The sequence below is a fragment of the Candidatus Aquicultor sp. genome (assembly GCA_036504445.1).
Classification (GTDB): Bacteria; Actinomycetota; Aquicultoria; order Aquicultorales; family Aquicultoraceae; genus DASXVE01.
Map to the genome: position 1 here is coordinate 41,749 of DASXVE010000032.1, position 17,145 is coordinate 58,893.

The following is a 17,145-nucleotide window of genomic DNA, read 5'->3' on the forward strand; positions in this document are numbered from 1 at the left end:
AAGGCGTTGTTATCTAACAACGCCTTTTCTACGCATACCGGCTTTTTCACTCGCGTTACCTCAACAACTTTAATAGTTCGGCGTTGCGGGAATAAGTTTCGTTATGCTGCGTTAAATGAATGGAGGATTTAAGATGGCTCTAGGAGTTGGACAACCTGCGCCTGATTTTACGTTGCCCGATCAAAACGGCAAAGAATTTGACTTTTCAAGCCTCAGGGGCGATAACGTGCTTTTGATCTTCTACCTGCATGACTTCTCGCCCGTGTGAACCTCCGAGGTCGGGCGTATTCTCGAAAATATGTCTGAGATACGCCAGCTCAATGCCCAGGTCGTGGGCATAAGCGCTGATAGCCGGTGGTCCCATAAAGCATTTGCCAACGAGCGCAATATTGATTTCCCGTTACTGGCGGACTGGTTCGGAACCATCGGCCGCCGTTATGATGTGTGGAATGACGTAATGCAGCGGGAGCATCGGGTAGTTATGGTTGTGGATTCAAAAGGCGCAATCGCGTATAGCCGCGTCTATCCCGATGATGAACTTCCCGATATCCGGGAAGCGGTAGATGTAATCCAGCGCTTGCAAGGCCAGGAGCAGAAACGCGCCGGCTAGTTAAGGCAGTAGATAGCGAGGCTCAAATTATAGCTGCGGTGCTGCTTGGAACAAGGTGCTGTCGGGCTACTTTGCGAGTGGATAACTCCAGCCGTCAATACCTGATGCCAGGTTATACACCTTAGGATAGCCGCTTTGTACTAGTACCTGAGCCGCCTGAGCACTGCGCACGCCCGAGAGGCAATATACGAGCACGGGCTTGGCTTTATCGATTTCGCTCATCCTTGTCGATAGTTCTCCAATCGGTATGAGCTTGGCACCCTCAATATGTCCCCCAGCATATTCATCCTGCTCGCGTACGTCGATAAGCTGCAGCGTTTTATCGCTATCAATCAACTGCTTTGCCTGCGCCGCATCAACATCTCGATAATTTGTCTGAGCCTGCTGTTGCGCTTGAGATGCAGTTTGCTCTGTGCCTGTCTGCCCCACCTGCCCATTTTGGTCCTGCGACGACGGCTGGTTCGATGAGCACCCGGCCGCTATGATGATCGAGGCAACAATAATGAGCGCAGTTAAAATCTTTTTTATATCCAACAATTCATTAACCTCCAAAGTCAAAAACAGCTGTCATAGCATGCCCGGTATGGGTATACCAATTATATCACGCCTCGAAGATTCTTTGTCTATTATTTCGTGTAGTAGGTGTGTCCTACTTGAAAGATGGCCCTGTTTAAGGTACATTACAAGCAAATGTATTTTTTCACATTCTAAGGAAAGGACGTTGTTTTTGTGGATTTAAAGAAGATCCTTCCGATCGCCATAATCACTATTGCGGTACTCGCAGTTGTGGTGTACGCAGCATTTAGGCCTGCCACACCGCAAGACCAAGCTCTAACGGGTCAAACCGGCGCGGTCGGCCAAACTCAGACCCAGGCTCCCGCAACGCAGTCACAGGCGCCAGCGGCAGCCCCAAGCGTCCCGGCAGACACAAAGCCGGTTAGCTCGACCGCTCCGGCAACGCTTGTCCCCGCAGGTATGACGCTTGAACAATTCTGCGAGAAATACTACAAAGCATGGATGGCAAAAGACTGGAAAACGGCGTATGATCTGCAGCCGTACTCCAAGAGGAATGCGAAAGCGACCCAAGCCGATATCGATAGCTTTGGTCAGAGCCGTGAAGGCTACGGCTTGACCGGATATCAAATTGGAACACCGCAGGTCTCGGGCAACGTAGGCACCGTCGACATTCAAATGAACCTCGGTACGAACGGTACGTGGCAGACAATCTGGACGTTCGTAAAGAACGATAAGGGCCAGTGGACCGTTCAAGACTCGCAAGTCAGCATGACAGGTGCTGCCGGCGGAACAGGCCAATAACACACAATAAAACCTACAACGAAAAGCCGGATGAATTCTCATCCGGCTTTTTTACATGCGTATCATTACTGATGTTATGCGGCCATCTGTCGTCTTGCAGCGAACGTCTGACTTGCCTTGGCAAACGAATGAAGCGCATCGGACAACGGGTAGATTTCAAAGAGCGCGTAATTGCTGAGCGGATACTCTAGTAATAGGTCATCAAGCTCTTCATGCAAACCTACATTACAAATCATGGCAGTCGACATCTGGCCGGAGAGCGCATATGCAACCTCGATTTTACCGGCGTCCATCATACGCCGAACCCAAGCGCCGGTGCCGTCGAACAACGTTTGGGCTTCGGTTGGCGAAAGATCAATAGTCCCGCCGCGGTCAATAACCAAAAACTTCACAAAATCACCTCCATATAAGTCGCATATAGATGTACCCAAATAGAAGCAGCGTTAGCTGCAAATTAGCGTGAGTCGACAATATGGTCGGCAGTTCTTGCGGCCTGCGCCTCTAAGGTGAGACCGAGAAACTGCATATCCAATACCCCCTGGCAAAACGCCATAAGAAGTAAGCTAATTTCTTATTGCCCAATGTACCAGGCTTTATATCAACCATAAATCGCTAATTATAGATGCCATAATGCCGATATACGTACTAATATGCATGCGCTTGGGTAGAAGTAATATATACACCAACGCCCGTACTTTATTAGAGCCAAGCGATATTAAATACTATGAAATATTTACAGCTTTCTAGACGTAAAACTATAGAGCGCCCGATCGTACCGATACTGCTTTTAGGATTGGTCGGAATTGTGCTTATTGCATTCGCGCTCACCAAACCGGTTGGCAACCGTCAACAAGCGACCCCGGACAAACATACGCTCTATGCTATCAACGTAGAGCTCAATGATAAAGAAGCTCGCCTTGAAGCTTTGGCCGACTCTCTTGCTTCAAGCGCTGTGATAAAAGACAGTGTTGCGCGTAACAAGCAAAGGTCACTGCGAAGTATCCTCAAAACAACATTTACCGTTGATAGCGTCCGAATAGTTACAGCCGCTAACACCGAGCTCATCTCACTCGGCCCGAAGCTACGGTTACCCGCCGAATTTACTAAGACCGCGGCCGCAAAAACGGTATCGTGTTTTACCCGGTCTGCCGATCGAGTGTGGATTTTAGCTTCGGCACCGCTACGCTCACAATCGGGTCGACTTATGGGCTATATTCTCATCGGCAGTAACATTAATGAGCCCTTTTTGGATAACATCAAACGCATGACGGGCGCAGAGGTGGCCGTTTCTTACGACGGATTGTTTGCCGGCTCATCTAAAACAGCTGCTATTAAAGCGCTGCAAGCCAGCTATATAAATGAGCGAACCAGCGATGAAAACAAGATAGTCGATAAAAACTCGGCAGATGGCGGTCGCTTTCTTATCAACTCAGGCGTTTTTACGTCAAGCAGCGGCAATCGCATAATTACCTATGCCCTAGCTCGTATTATGCCCGACAACGGGGGTATGAACGCGAACGTCTTAATCGCATTACTGGCGGTTCTTTTAACACCGGCTTTAATGATAACCGGAATAAGCTCCTCCGCTTATGAGCCGGCCGGCTTCTTTGCTGTGCGGCACCGTGACCGTACAAACATCTCCCGTGCCGTGAAGAACCACGACCGCACCGCTTCCCGGCACAACGAACAATCGGACAATCGCAAACCGAACAGTGAGCCCGCACGGAGAACTGAGGCGCCGGCATCTACCAAGAGAGCCGAAGCGGCTGTGCCGACTCTGGGCAAACGTGACGCTTTTGATATGGATGGGATATTTACAGAGCTGCAGCACGGTACCAGTAGTGATACATGGCTTGATAGCACGTGGCGGCAGTCGAATTATATCGACATCTTCTGCGCGCTGGCGGAGCGAGCTGAACTTGAGGGCGGTCTTTATGCCGGTCATGGTGAGCGCGTCGCAGCTCTCGCCTGTATGATCGGGCGCAAACTTAACGTACCGGAAGACGAACTTGAGCACCTGCGCATAGCGGGCTTATTGCATGATATAGGAAAGATCGTTGTCGCCGGTTCAATCCTTAGAAAAAGAACCCCTTTGACCGAAATGGAGACCGGGCAGCTTAGGATGCATTCTGTCATTGGCGCCAAAATGCTGATGAAATCCAATATGTCGGCGGTATATATGACGGTTCTATACCACCATGAGCGTCTTGACGGAACCGGTTATCCTCACGGCCTACGGGCTGAAGCAATTCCTCTTAATGCACGAATACTAGCGGTGGCCGATGAGTTTGAAACGCTTACTACCGGCCAACAATGCCGGCGCAGTCTCACGATTGAAACCGCTATTCAGAAATTAAAGGATCATGCAGGCACTAAGTTCGACGCGGAAGTCGTTTGGGTCCTGGCCGATATCGCGAGCAACGGTTCTTTAGATCTGAGCTATAAGAACGCGTTTGCCGATTCCAATAAGCTGAAATCGGCATAAGCACAAGCAACTCTACGCGGCTAAGTCGCCTACCGCTTGGAGACGATCGAGCAACACCTGACAGAATTCCTCGGCATCCTCAACAGACCTCGCAGTTATCAAGTATTCGTCGACGACAACATCTTTATCGATAAAGACCGCCCCGATGCTTTCGAGATCGATCCTCGATGCTTCAGATCCCGTTACTTTCCGACCGCTTAACAGTGACCCGATGGCCGCAATTAAGAGCTCAACGCCGCTATCGACAGTACCGATTATTTTTTGACTTTCGTATGAACGGCGAATGAGGTTCAAGTTCTTACGGCTTGCGATCATTTCCTCCGGAGTTGAGCTGTCTACGATAACGAGTGCGTTATAATCTCCCGGTGACAAGTTCTGGGCATCTACATCAATCGTAACCACTTCTTTTCGCATACTATCGGTGAGCGGTTCGTTTTCTTGAAAACCGGCTATAAGAATCTTGCCGCCGCCACCCACTATGCAATCGCGAAGGGTATCGAATAAGTTGGCGTTATAGTGATTGGGTAACAGCATCGCGACGGTCTTTCCCCTTGCCTGCATATGGCATCCCTCCAAAATTGATAAGACGAGCACAGTTTACCCGTGGTGAAGGTGTACAAAACTGGATATACGACTTTTCTGCAAATCATTTGCCATGAATCGACGTAAGACTGTTTTCGAGCCTGTATCGCGGGTAAAAATCAACTTATTAAGGAGGAGTGCTTTATGTCGATTTCAGGTAAAGAGGTAGCGCTTATTATCGCAGACAACTTTGATTCACGAGAGCTTAACAGCCTTCGAAGGTGCTTCGATGATGCCGGCGCTCTTATCAGTGTTATAGGCGATGTACCGGAAAGAAAGCTTCAGGACTTTGAGCACACGACTCAAGTTGAAGTGGAAATATCATACGAGCAAGCGCGAGGTTACAATTTCCAGGCAGTCATAATACCGGATGGCTATTCACCGGATAGAGTCAGGATGAACGATGCGGCGCTCGATCTGGTGCTCGACATGTTCAATACCGGTAAAATCGTCGGCGCTATCGATCATGGGGTGCAAGTGCTGATAACGCTCGGTGTCCTCAAGGGCAAGAATGTGACCGGATCACCGTCGATAAGGGTTGATGTGGAAAACGCTGGAGCCAATTATTATGACGAACCTGTTGTCGTCGACGGTAATCTTATCACCTGCAAAGGCCCGGAGAACATCAAGGAATTCTGCGACACCGTGATTACCGAGATCAATCGTTCGTCTGAAGCAGCCGCATAACCGACGATAATTCTTTAGTGTTGGCAGCTTGAACAGACGTAGGTGCCCCTGCCGGACATCTCGATTCTCTCCACCGTTCCCAGGCAGCCCGGGCAAGGCTGCCCAACTTTCGCGTGTACCTTGAGATAGTCCTGGTATTCGCCCTTTTGACCGTTGAGATCACGATACGCCCTGGTTGTCGTGCCGTGATGGGCGATAGCTTCGGGAAGTATGCGCTTAATACCATCGTAAATCTTGTGGAGCTCATCTTCGGTAAGGTCACCGACTTTTTTTGTTGGATGCACCTTTGCGAAGAATAGAATCTCATCGGCATATATACTACCGATGCCCGAGATGAAATGCTGGTTTATAAGAAGCGGTTTTATCATCGCACGTTTATGCCTGCGGATAAGCGTGCGGAACTCATCAAAGGTAAAATTTGGGTTCAACGGTTCGGGCCCCAGCCTCAGTTTGGCAAAAAACGACGGAATGTCCGAGGTCTTAACAGTAAAAACTTTCGCAAACGTATCGCTGTCACGCAAGCGCAGCTGCTTGCCGTCATTAAGATTGAGAATGATGTGGGTTGCATCATCAACCGGCATATCGGGCGCCGTGTAGAGCAGTTGGCCGCTTATTTTAAGATGAATAATTAAGCTATAACCGTTTGAGAGATTTATGGCCAGGTATTTAGCCCGGCGGGATACATGCGTGAACTCAGCCCCGCGAACCCGCTCGATAAACTGCACCGGCGGGATATCGAGAACAACCGGGTTTTTGACGCCAACCGATACAACCGTGCAGCCCACAAGCTCACGATCAAACTCTCTCTTTATCGTTTCAACTTCCGGTAATTCCGGCACAGACATCACCGCCTGGCTTGCTAACCGGTCAATCCTACCTGCCAAACAAACCTGTATACGATACTTTATCGATAATCTTACCGTCGATTGCTTTTAAGAATTCCCCATATGTAGGTTTTTCACTGATTGAAACCGTCGCCGTATCTAAAGCATAGAGGGTTGCCACATATGCGTGATCGCCCGAGCCAATCGGCGGTTGCGGCCCGCCGTAGCCAATCGAGCCAAAGGAGTTGTACATTTCACGGGAACCGGATGGCATGTCGTGATTTGAAGCCCCTTCCGGGATAGTGTTTACTGTCGGAGGAATATCTACCGCGAACCAGTGGGTCCACTGGTTCGCGGTAATATCAATCATAGCAAGTACCAGAGATTTAGTACCTTCAGGTACTCCTTCCCATTGATACGGAATCGAGATATTTTGGCCACCCTCGACCCCCAGGTTCGCATATTCGACCGGGATTATGCCTTTATCTTCATACGCACTTGATAATAGCTTCATTGCACCCTCCCCGGCAGACACTTTCAGTCCCGTCGTGCTGGATGCAGTAGTTGCCGATGTCTGATTCTTACCACTACAGCCGACGAAAATAACGGGGATGAGCAGCAACAGAATCTATCATATCACTGCCTCACGCGAGCAGCACCAGAAATACTATGCGACGATAAAAGCAGCACGTTTTTCCCAAAGCGATAATAAAACAGCGCCGTGGCTTACCTCCTATCATGATATGGAGAAACCACGGTGCTGTTTTGTGCTAGGCGTTTTATAAATCCGCTTGGTTTGTCTTGTCACACTTATGGAACACACCATTTAGCGCAGCCAAAACATTATGTGGCTATTTTGCCTTGGCACACACAGCCTTTGCTTCAAATACTAACGGCGAAAGATTTGTCGCTTTGCCGCCCTCAACATGAACCGCAATCGGTTTGGAGCCGTTGTAAACAGCGCTCTTTGACCAAACGCGCAGTACATAGTCGCCGGTCTTAACATTCTTGAAGACAAACTGGCCCTTTTTGTTGGATTGAGTTGCCCACGAGACGTGCTCAAACCCTTTGCCCTTGTTCTTTAAGAGACGGAGGTGCACGCCTGCGAGCGGTGTGCCGGTACCGTCAATACTCGGCGATGTTTCGGCGCTTTTTGAGCACTCTACGCTAGGTGAAGTTTTACAGCTCTTCGAAAACTCTATGCACGCTGCGCTTTTCGTGCAGTGCGTATTCTCAACCGATGGTGTACAATCTACTGTTCCGCTAGTCGGTGTCGATTCGCATGCTAGCAAGGTTAGACCGGTAACTGACCCGAACTTTTTCGCCCACTTATCCTTGTTCTTATCTCTGTCCTTTCGTGGCTCGTACACTACTTTAATGATTGTCCGCTTTTTGCCCTTTTCGACAATAACTTTATCGTTGTCTTTGGTGTCGGCATCATACGCAACGTTGTCATTAGCTTCGTGTGCAGCATCTCCCTTAACTTGTGCCTTAGCCTGCTGTTTTTCGCTCGAACTAAATATCTTGCTGCCACCCGGGCACGCTACTGCAATGCCTGCCAGCAGCACCGATACTACAAATACGGCAAGTACAATCTTTAGTCCCTTAAAAAGCATACTGATTCCCCCTTGTTAATCGGCTGCCCCCGTCATTGTAAATGGAGGCAAGTTAAGCGCTTAATTGATCATTCATTTACTATAACGAGATAGTGGGCGTTTGGTTACGCACATGCGAAAATTTAAGGCGTACAGATAAAGCCCCTGCTAAAACAGGGGCTTTATCCCACATCAATCTGTTTTTATCTCTATAGTAAGTCATTTAGGGTATTAATGGCGGAAGGAAGCATGTGCCTTCGGGTGGCTGAATGCACCGGTTTCGCCTGGGCTGCGAACCTGTGTCTTATTATACCCATACTGGGTACTGGCATAATATGCCGGCTTGACTTCACTTTAAGCGAAAGCGCCGCCGATTGCTCCTATGATAACGGCTATCGTCGTGCTCAATACCCAGTAGCCGGCAGAAAGAACAGCCGCCTGGGCTTTGGATATTTTATAGATGATAGGCAATCCGATGGCGATGAGGATGAGCGACCAGACGGTAAATACATCTACATGGGTTAAGAATATTCCCATCGGTTTAGTGGCCTGATCGGCCGGTAACATAGCTGAAAAACCGGATTGTATCATTGTGTCGGTCATCTTCGAGTACACCGACTGTATGATTTGCTGTAGCATGATCGGCACTTGTGCATAGGCGACCATGGCAAACCCTAAGCCGAATCGTGCATTCCCCCCAATGGTAAGCGCAGAGAAATGGAAGACAACCGTTTGTATCAGCAGCGCGATTATCATCCCTATAACGGCAAATACCACCGTTATTGTGCCCATGAGCGGTGAGTTTATCATGTCTTTTGATTGTTTGATCTGCTCGGGGGACATGTTGCTCGACTGCTCTTCGAGGCGCTGCATCGACAAGTCCGCGATAAACGGGGCGCTAACAAAGGTTGCGATTACCGAGGTTAATAATAACAGCACCACCGGGATCAACCAGAGAGGATGCTCTGCCACCCAAGCGAATGCCTGAGAAGGGCTTACAATGGTGTTTAAAAGGCTTTTAACTAATTCCACAATTATCCCCCTTTACCTGACGCTACAAGCAAACCGTGACCTGACAGCCGCGCACTTATTCATATCTGAGCGCTTCGATCGGGCTGAGCCGCGAAGCTTTATATGCGGGGTACGCACCAAAGAAAATACCGATACCGGCCGAGAACACGAACGAGACAATCACCGCCCACGCCGGCACCGTAGCCGGAAATACGATGCTAATGAGGAGTGCGCCGCTAAACCCAATAATAATGCCTATAAGCCCGCCAATAACGCTAAGTGTCGCTGCTTCAATGATAAACTGAACCAGAATATCGTGCGTCTTCGCGCCGACCGCCTTGCGGATACCGATCTCACGCGTTCGTTCCGTAACCGACACCAGCATTATGTTCATGATTCCAATGCCGCCTACCAGCAGTGATATACCTGCGATACCGCCGAGCATGAGTGTGAGTATGCTGAGAATCGATTGCATAGTACCGAGGATGCTCTCTTGGGTCATGACTGAAAAATCGTCTTTCGACATGCTTTTCAGTAGGATACGCTTGATTTCCTCTTGCGCCGGCTTGACGCTGTTCTCATCTTTAGCTTCGGCCACGAGAGACGAGACCCATTCAAAACCGAACATACGTTGTGCAAGCGTGATTGGCACGAACACTACATTGTCTTGATCTTGTCCCAGGGATTTTCCTTTAGACTCGAGCGTACCGATTACTATTAGCTTTTGCCCTTCGACCGTAATGCGCCGGCCAATGGGATTTGAACCGTTAAAGAGCTTATCAACAAGGGTGCTGCCGATAATGGCGACTTTCTTGCCGCCGCTTACCTGCGCCTCGCTGAAAGTCGTACCTTCACTGACCGGATAGTTGAGCATATCCGGGTAATTCGCCATAACACCCTCAATAGTGCTCTTGCCAGACTTGGTGCCGAACTTCACGGTGCCCGCACCCTCTATGAGCGCTCCGACCTGATTTACATTGGTCGCCTCACGCTCGATATCACGAACATGGCTTAATCGCAGTTTGTTTACGGTTGAGCCGGGATTGCCGCCGGTGGAGAAATCCATCGAACCCGGCATGATCATGATAAGATTTGAACCGATGCCCTCGATTTGCTGTGTGACATAGTTCTTAGCGCCCTGCCCGATAGCAACGAGCAACACCACGGCAAGAACGCCGATGATAATACCGAGCGTCGTCAGCGCCGACCTCATTTTATTGGCAATGATCGCGTCAAGCGCAAGCAAAAAGCTCTCAAGTAAGTTCATTCTTGCGCTTCCCACCCGTCATGGTTTTTTTCACCGGGCCGTCTTCGATAACCTGACCGTCACGCAGGCGTATCAGGCGGTCTGCATATTCGGCGACTTCCGCCTCGTGGGTTACAAGGATAACGGTCTTGCCTTGCTTGTGAAGGTCTGTAAGAATGCCCATGATCTCGGTGCCCGATTTCGAATCGAGGCTCCCAGTCGGCTCGTCGGCGAAGATGATTTTGGGATCGTTAATAAGCGCACGGGCGATCGCTACGCGCTGCTGCTGCCCACCTGAGAGCTGTGACGGGCGATTATAGAGCCTGTCGCCCAAGCCCACTGATTCAAGGGCGCGTATGGCGCGTTCTCTGCGCTCAGCGGCAGCAATACCTGCATATACGAGCGGCAGCTCGACATTCTTAACCGCCGTCGCGCGGGGGATTAGATTAAACGTTTGGAAAACGAACCCGATTTTCTGAAGACGAAGATCGGCGAGCTCGTTATCGGAGAGGTCGTTGGTATCACGGCCGTCAATGAGAAGAGAACCTCTCGTCGGCTTATCCAGGCAGCCGACGATGTGCATAAGTGTGGATTTACCTGAGCCGGATTGACCCATAATGGAAACGAACTCACCATCATCTATGCGAAGAGTAATACCGTTCACGGCATTGATTTCAACATCTTCCAGGCAGTAAATCTTGTAGAGGTCTTGTGCTTCAATTGCCATTCTCGGCCTGCCTTAATTTTCTAATTTTACTGTCTGCCCCTCGGTTAACGTGACTTTTCCGACGGCTATTGTATCATGCTGTTTTAGCCCCGATACCACTTCGTACTCCGTATCGGACGCCAAACCTGTTTTTATTTCGCGGATGTGCGCGATTCCCTTTTCTATGACATAGACCATTTTCTTCTGTCCATCGGTTTTTATGGCTTCAAACGGTACGGTAAGTACATTATTCCTTTGATCGACGATTATATCAATGTCACCGTTCATACCCTCACGAACCTCACCTTTACCCGTGTTGACGATAACCGTTGCCTCGAAAATCGTACCGCCGGTCGAGTTCTTGGACGAGAGTAGCGAGATATTGGTGAGCTTTCCGTCAAATGCCTTGGTATCGTATGCGTCGAGCATAACGCGTACATTTTGACCGACTTTTAGCTTACTCACTTCTGTCTCGTCGATGTCGGCTGAAAGTTCGATGCGATCGTTATTGATGAGCGTTATAAACGCACTTGAACCGCCCGTTCCTCCTGCTGCGAGAGCATTCATCCCTGCGATTTCACCGACTTTACCGTTAACATCCGCAACCCTGCCCGAGAAAGGTGCCTTTAGCGCAGCGTCTTGAGCGATCGATTGGGCTGATTGGATTGCTGCCTGAGCCTGCTCGACCTGCCCTTGCGCCTGCTTAACATCGGCGGCTCCCGGCCCTTGTTTCTGCAATTCAAGCTGTGCTATAGCAACTTTACTCGCTTTCATCGCAGTATTAAGCTGCCCTTGTGCTGTGTCGAGCTGGCCGTCGATGCTCGCATCGTCTTGGTTAAATTTTGCAAGCGTAAGAGCAATTTCAGCTTGTGCAAGCTGGCTCTGCGCGATAGCCACATCTTCATCCCTGGCTGGCGATGTTGAAAGATTATGTTGCGCCACCGCCGTATCATAAGCTTTGCGTGCGGAATTTACCTGTGCTTGCGCTGCCCGATATGTTTGGCCGTTAGAAGCCATAACCCTGTTATAGGCCTGATGTGCGCCATCAGCGCTAGCTTGAAGTTGCTTATATGCGGTCGATGTTGTATCTAGCGTATATGCGGCTAGAACAGCATCTGCGCCTTCATACGCTTTCTGTGCCTCTTGCGCAACCGCACTATTTACTAGGCTCACTTGTGTGAGGTTGTCTTCCGCATCTTGAAGCGCTTGCCATGCTTGGTCGACCTGGGCTTGTGAAACAGCCCTTTCCTCTGTCCGAGCGCCGTTTCTTACCTTGGCAAATTGCTCGGTTGCAACATTAAGCCCTTCCTGGGCATTCTTTATGCCCAGCGTGGCTTTTTGTTTACTCTGTGCAACAAGTTTACTCGTCGTTCGTAGAGCCCGCTGCGCATTCTCTATGGCTGTTCTGGCCTGATCAACCTGGGCCTCAGCTACGGCAACCTCGCCCCTACTGCGTCCGGATAACAGCTTCTCAAGCCCGGCCTGTGCTATTTTGAGCCCGGCCTGTGCTTGGTTAATTTGCGGATAAATCGACGTCATATCGAGTTCGGCGAGCGTTTGCCCCGCCAAAACCGTTTGACCTTTTTTCACATATACAGCCGCTAACCTTCCATTGGTTTTGAAGCTCAAATCAGCACGACTTGGTAGCGTTACCTTAGAAGGTGCGGAAACAAGAATATCAATGCTGCCCTTCTCTACTTTTACCGCCTTGACCGTGGTTTTCTGAAGCGACAGCGATATTTGCCACCATGCAATTATCGCTACTAGAAAAAGTACCGATGCCGGAACCAGCGCTTTCTTATTGAATTTAACTCTTGTCTTTGTCGGCTTATTGCCCTGGGGGGACACTTGCGAAGCCACGTTGTACGCTCCTTTTTACGGCAAACCAAATCTTATGCACACGATGGTTATTGCTTGAATGTTACACTACCTTGCAACCGATAACAATAATTCGACCAGCGAGTCAGGTCGAATTTCAGTATCGCTTGTCCTGGTCGGAATTGCAATAGCTTGCTAGGCACAAAAGAATGGGCACGCTTGGTGTGCCCATAAAGATTTCTTAATTTAGAATGGATGCCGGGCAAGCCCACGTATAAAGAATACGCCGGACGCCATCATGAGAAGGGCCATCGCAAGCAGCATATTAGTATTCATGCCGTATGCCACCTGCCCAGGTGCTGAAGCGGAGTAAACAAGAACGTATGGAGAGAACGATGTTGTGGTAAATACGACCACACCCTGATCTACCCTGACCTGCTTCGGCAGGGTCTCCCAGGCCGCCGGTTGGCGTTTTGTATTATAGTGCCATAACTCGAGTTTATCTGGCTGCGATATTCCCAGCTTGGTATACGGTATTATGATTTGAACATTGCCTTCATATATGAAGGTTTCCCCTAGCGCAACATCAAAGATCGCGCCAATAATCGGCTGGGCGTCACTCGGTAACGGCGGTAGCGGCGCTTTTAACTGGGGTAGGCTCGAGTAACCAACGAAGTTAACCTCGCCGCCCGATGTGACATTATCAAATATAACTTTTGTGCCTATACCGCTCAACGGAACCTCAACAGTTTTATCGCTTGAAGGCGGCGTCACAATATATTCTTGCTTCTTAAATGTTGTTGCTACAGCATCCAGCGTCTTCACAGAGCGGTTGCCCGCATCATCGTACGCCTTCACGTAGAACGTATATTCCTGATTTGGTAACAACCCTTGTGCTATATAGTATGTACCGGTTCCGGTCTCAATTATGCTATCGGTTCCACTATATACTTTGTGGATTTCGTAACCCGCAACCCCAACCGTATCGGTTGCCTCCGGCCACCTGACATATATCTGGTCGTAGCTAATCGGTACTGCTTCAACCGCAGTGCTACCGGACCAAATAGGCGGATTGCCGTCAACATTGCCGGATGTCACCGTAATACTAGTGGTTGCGCTGCGACCGGTAATATCATTAGCAGTTAGCCTTATGGTATATGTGCCGTTCTGCCAGTTAGTCGTATCTATCGATCCCAGGGTTCCATTGTTGACCTGGTTTATGGCCTCATTAATCGTGGTCCATGAAGTCGGCGATGTGCCGCGCCCGTACTCAAGAACATACTTTTCAAAGTTGGCATCTGTCGCCGAACCTGTAACCGCAATTGTATTCGATACAAGCGCTCCGTTAGCGGGAGCCGTAATGACGGCAACCGGATTTGTCAGATCTATCTTGATCGTCCACGTACTGCTGGATGCCGCCTCGTTGCCGGCAGCGTCCACCGCAACAATATTCCAGGTATGGCTTCCAGCTGCCAACGCTGTCGGCGTTGTCGCTGTTATAGCGCCGCCCACTTCTTTGTTCATCACGCCATCAATCATGAGCTTGTATTTTAGAATACCGGACATACTGTCTGCCGCCGGTGTCCACTTAAACGCTGGTGTCTGGGTGGAAAGCCAGATATCGTTAAACGGCTCGGCCGGCATTGCAGGTGTACTTGGAGCGCTCATATCGACCTTTACCGCCAGGTTCTTTGTCGCTTCCATGTTGTTTATGGCATCTTTTGAGTAATAGTAGAGCGTATGATTGCCCTCCGGAGCCGCAATTGGGCCGGTATAGGCGTTCCACGTTCCACCTGTTCCATCCCACTGATAGTAGGTTGACCCCGGCTCGGACGACGCGAGCGTGAGCGTGGTCGCTGATTTAAACCAGCCGTTCGTTCCATCCGGAGCTGCCGGGCTGGTGATCACGGTCGTTGTCGGTGCAACCGTATCGTTGTTCGCTGTAACCGCAATACTGGCTACCGTCGTCTTCGCCGCTTTATCGGTTACGGTGAGACGTATCGTGTACGCGCCGTCCGCGAGCAGCGTGGTATTTAACGTACCGAGTGTGCCGCTTGTAACGCTCGCGGTCGAGCTTGTGATTGTTGTCCAGCTCGACGGTGAGGCACCTACACCATATTCAAGCTTATAGCTAGCGATATTGATATCGCTCGCCGTACCGTTTATTGCAACTGTGCCTGAAATCGTCGCATTGTTTGCCGGCGCTACTATATTTGCCACCGGGTTTGCGGTATCGATACTAACAGACCAGGTTGACGAAGCTGTCTGGTTGCCGGCATTATCTTCTGCAATAACCTGCCAATTATGGCTGCCTTCAGTTAGAGTTACCGCTGCCTGCGTGGTACCGGCAGCAACCGTCTTGTTGATACCGCCATCGACTTTCACAATATAGCTCACAAGATTGCTGGTTGCATCCGATGAAGCACCCCATCTAAGCGTCTGGCTCGTAGTGCTTTGCCAGCTTGCATCCGCCGGTGACGTTAGGTTAAAGAGAGCCGGTGCCGCCGTATCGACCTTAATCGTCTGGTTCCGAACCGTCTCGGTATTATTCACAGTATCTTTTGAGTAGTAAGACAGCGTATGCGTACCCTCAAGTGCTGCAAACGGGCCGGTATACGTTGTATCGGTTGGAGCTCCATCCCACTTGTAATACGTGGTGCCCGGTTCGGACGGTGAGAGCGTTATAGTTGTTGCCGTATTAAACCAACCATTCTTACCGTTGATCGCGCTAGGATTCGTCGATAATGTCGTCGTCGGTGCCGTTACATCGTTTGTAACATTGATCTGAATCGAAGCCGTCGATGTTTTACTTGCATTGTCATTAGCTGTAAGCCTGATGGTGTATAGCCCATTGGCCAGCGTTGATGTATTTAATGAACCGAGCGTGCCGCTCGTAATCGGCGTCGTCGGATTGGTAATCGGCGTCCAGGATAATGGTGTCGCACCGGCGCCATACTCGAGTGCGTAGTTCTTAAAGTTCGCATCGGTTGCCGAACCCGTGATGTTTATCGTGCCCGATACACTCGCACCATCTGTTGGCGCTGTTATTGATGCCGTCGGGTTAGCGATATCTATATTGATTGTTCTCGATGCCGATGTTCCTAAGTTACCCGCCCCATCAACCGCTATAATCTGCCAGGTATGCGTGCCTTCGGTAAGAGTTGCCGCCGTCTGAGTCGAGGTCACCGAACTACCGACCGTCTGGTCGATCGATGCATCTACCTTAATTCTATAGCTGGCCAAACCGCTCGTTGCATCGGTAACCGAGTTCCACCCGAGGGTCGGCCTCTGGTTTATTATCCAGGCGCTATCGGCCGGACTTGAGAGCCCCGGTGCGACAGGCGCTACCGTATCAAGCTTTATAGCCTGGTTCTTTGTGACCTCTGTATTGTTGGCAGTATCTTTCGAGTAATAGTGGAGTGCATGGTTGCCCTCAAGCACCGCAAACGGTCCCGTATACGTCGTCCAGGCGCCGCCGGTGCCATCCCACTGATAGTAGGTCGAACCCGGCTCGGACGAGGTAAGCGTAATCGCGGTCGCTGATTTAAACCAGCCGTTTGCACCGTCGGCCGTACCAGGATTCGTTGACAGCGTCGTTACCGGTGGCGTTACATCGTTTGTTACCGTAACAAGAATCGACATTGTCGCTGTCTTGCTCGCCTTATCATAAGACCTCAATCTGATGGTGTATTGACCGTTCCCGATGCTGCTGGTATTGAGCGTGCCGAGCGTGCCGTTCGCTACGGCTGTGTTTGACGTTGCGATCGTCGTCCAGCTTGATGGTGATGCCCCCGACCCGTAGTCAAGGACGTAGTTATTGAAGTTAGGATCGGTTGCCGAACCGGTAATATTAATCGTTCCGTTAATTGTTGCATCATTTGTAGGTACAGTTATCGTCGCCGTTGGATTTGCGAGATCAACGCTGATTGTACGTGCTGTCGCCGCTGTCTGGTTGCCAGCGTTGTCTACCGCAACAACTTGCCAGGCGTGCATACCTTCCGTTAGCGTCGCTACCGTTGTAGCTGAGAGCGTTGAGCTCGTTAGCGTTTGATCTGTTGCGCCATCAATTCTGACGACATAATTAGCTAGGCCGCTTAATACATCGGAGGATGCATTCCAGCCGAGCGTTGGTTTCTGATTCGTTGTCCAGGAGTTGTCCGCCGGACTTGAGAGCGTAAAGGTTGCCGGTGCTGCCGTATCGACTTTAATCGCCAAATTCTTATTGGCCTCGGTATTAGCCGCTGTATCTACTGAGTAATAATAC

Annotated in this window: 15 protein-coding genes; 4 read left to right on the forward strand and 11 right to left on the reverse strand. The window is 50.1% G+C overall.

Annotated elements, in window-relative coordinates:
• Positions 1-133 precede the first annotated feature (133 nt).
• Entirely contained in the window at positions 134-610 is a 477-nt protein-coding gene (locus VGK02_11060) for a redoxin domain-containing protein (GenBank protein ID HEY3375578.1), read from the forward strand.
• A 66-nt stretch (positions 611-676) separates the two neighbouring features.
• Here VGK02_11060 and VGK02_11065 read toward each other — a convergent pair whose 3' ends face one another.
• Positions 677-1,147 carry a rhodanese-like domain-containing protein gene (locus tag VGK02_11065; GenBank protein HEY3375579.1) on the reverse strand — a complete coding sequence of 157 codons (471 nt, stop codon included), beginning with the start codon at positions 1,145-1,147 and terminating at the stop codon, positions 677-679.
• Positions 1,148-1,339: 192 nt separating this feature from the next.
• On the opposite strand from VGK02_11065, the gene VGK02_11070 reads away from it, so the two are divergent.
• Positions 1,340-1,927, forward strand: coding sequence for a hypothetical protein (locus VGK02_11070; protein ID HEY3375580.1), 588 nt, complete (start codon positions 1,340-1,342; stop codon positions 1,925-1,927).
• 74 nt (positions 1,928-2,001) lie between these two features.
• Here VGK02_11070 and VGK02_11075 read toward each other — a convergent pair whose 3' ends face one another.
• Positions 2,002-2,319, reverse strand: a complete 318-nt coding sequence (locus VGK02_11075; GenBank protein ID HEY3375581.1) for a muconolactone Delta-isomerase family protein — start codon at positions 2,317-2,319, stop codon at positions 2,002-2,004.
• A gap of 332 nt (positions 2,320-2,651) precedes the next feature.
• Here VGK02_11075 and VGK02_11080 point away from each other — a divergent pair, with 332 nt between their 5' ends.
• Positions 2,652-4,412, forward strand: coding sequence for an HD domain-containing phosphohydrolase (locus tag VGK02_11080; GenBank protein ID HEY3375582.1), 1,761 nt, complete (start codon positions 2,652-2,654; stop codon positions 4,410-4,412).
• 12 nt (positions 4,413-4,424) lie between these two features.
• On the opposite strand, the gene VGK02_11085 is transcribed toward VGK02_11080, so the two are convergent.
• On the reverse strand, positions 4,425-4,973 hold the full coding sequence (locus VGK02_11085) for a DJ-1/PfpI family protein (GenBank protein ID HEY3375583.1): 549 nt from the start codon (positions 4,971-4,973) through the stop codon (positions 4,425-4,427).
• A 165-nt stretch (positions 4,974-5,138) separates the two neighbouring features.
• Between VGK02_11085 and VGK02_11090 the strand changes: the two genes are divergently transcribed.
• Complete coding sequence (locus VGK02_11090; GenBank protein ID HEY3375584.1) at positions 5,139-5,681, forward strand: DJ-1/PfpI family protein; 543 nt, start codon at positions 5,139-5,141, stop codon at positions 5,679-5,681.
• A 14-nt stretch (positions 5,682-5,695) separates the two neighbouring features.
• Here the strand turns inward: VGK02_11090 and mutM are convergent, their stop codons facing one another.
• The 8 genes from mutM to VGK02_11130 form a co-directional block, all read right to left on the reverse strand.
• Positions 5,696-6,520, reverse strand: coding sequence for a bifunctional DNA-formamidopyrimidine glycosylase/DNA-(apurinic or apyrimidinic site) lyase (mutM, locus tag VGK02_11095; protein HEY3375585.1), 825 nt, complete (start codon positions 6,518-6,520; stop codon positions 5,696-5,698).
• 34 nt (positions 6,521-6,554) lie between these two features.
• Positions 6,555-7,019, reverse strand: a complete 465-nt coding sequence (locus tag VGK02_11100) for a YbhB/YbcL family Raf kinase inhibitor-like protein (protein ID HEY3375586.1) — start codon at positions 7,017-7,019, stop codon at positions 6,555-6,557.
• A gap of 337 nt (positions 7,020-7,356) precedes the next feature.
• Positions 7,357-8,121, reverse strand: a complete 765-nt coding sequence (locus tag VGK02_11105; GenBank protein ID HEY3375587.1) for a carboxypeptidase-like regulatory domain-containing protein — start codon at positions 8,119-8,121, stop codon at positions 7,357-7,359.
• Between the two features lie 333 nt (positions 8,122-8,454).
• Complete coding sequence (locus VGK02_11110; GenBank protein HEY3375588.1) at positions 8,455-9,132, reverse strand: YIP1 family protein; 678 nt, start codon at positions 9,130-9,132, stop codon at positions 8,455-8,457.
• Between the two features lie 55 nt (positions 9,133-9,187).
• Positions 9,188-10,378, reverse strand: coding sequence for an ABC transporter permease (locus tag VGK02_11115; protein HEY3375589.1), 1,191 nt, complete (start codon positions 10,376-10,378; stop codon positions 9,188-9,190).
• Entirely contained in the window at positions 10,365-11,084 is a 720-nt protein-coding gene (locus VGK02_11120; protein ID HEY3375590.1) for an ABC transporter ATP-binding protein, read from the reverse strand. The genes VGK02_11115 and VGK02_11120 overlap by 14 nt, the downstream gene beginning before the upstream one ends.
• A gap of 12 nt (positions 11,085-11,096) precedes the next feature.
• On the reverse strand, positions 11,097-12,923 hold the full coding sequence (locus VGK02_11125; GenBank protein HEY3375591.1) for an efflux RND transporter periplasmic adaptor subunit: 1,827 nt from the start codon (positions 12,921-12,923) through the stop codon (positions 11,097-11,099).
• 204 nt (positions 12,924-13,127) lie between these two features.
• Positions 13,128-17,145: Ig-like domain-containing protein (locus tag VGK02_11130; GenBank protein ID HEY3375592.1), on the reverse strand; the 4,018-nt coding region annotated here is incomplete at its 5' end.

Excerpts from the sequence above, each read along its gene's own strand:
- VGK02_11080 (HEY3375582.1), top strand. The coding sequence starts at position 2,652 with ATGAAATATTTACAGCTTTCTAGACGTAAAACTATAGAGCGCCCGATC.
- VGK02_11085 (HEY3375583.1), bottom strand. The coding sequence starts at position 4,973 with ATGCAGGCAAGGGGAAAGACCGTCGCGATGCTGTTACCCAATCACTAT.
- VGK02_11090 (HEY3375584.1), top strand. The coding sequence starts at position 5,139 with ATGTCGATTTCAGGTAAAGAGGTAGCGCTTATTATCGCAGACAACTTT.
- VGK02_11100 (HEY3375586.1), bottom strand. The coding sequence starts at position 7,019 with ATGAAGCTATTATCAAGTGCGTATGAAGATAAAGGCATAATCCCGGTC.
- VGK02_11105 (HEY3375587.1), bottom strand. The coding sequence starts at position 8,121 with ATGCTTTTTAAGGGACTAAAGATTGTACTTGCCGTATTTGTAGTATCG.
- VGK02_11115 (HEY3375589.1), bottom strand. The coding sequence starts at position 10,378 with ATGAACTTACTTGAGAGCTTTTTGCTTGCGCTTGACGCGATCATTGCC.
- VGK02_11120 (HEY3375590.1), bottom strand. The coding sequence starts at position 11,084 with ATGGCAATTGAAGCACAAGACCTCTACAAGATTTACTGCCTGGAAGAT.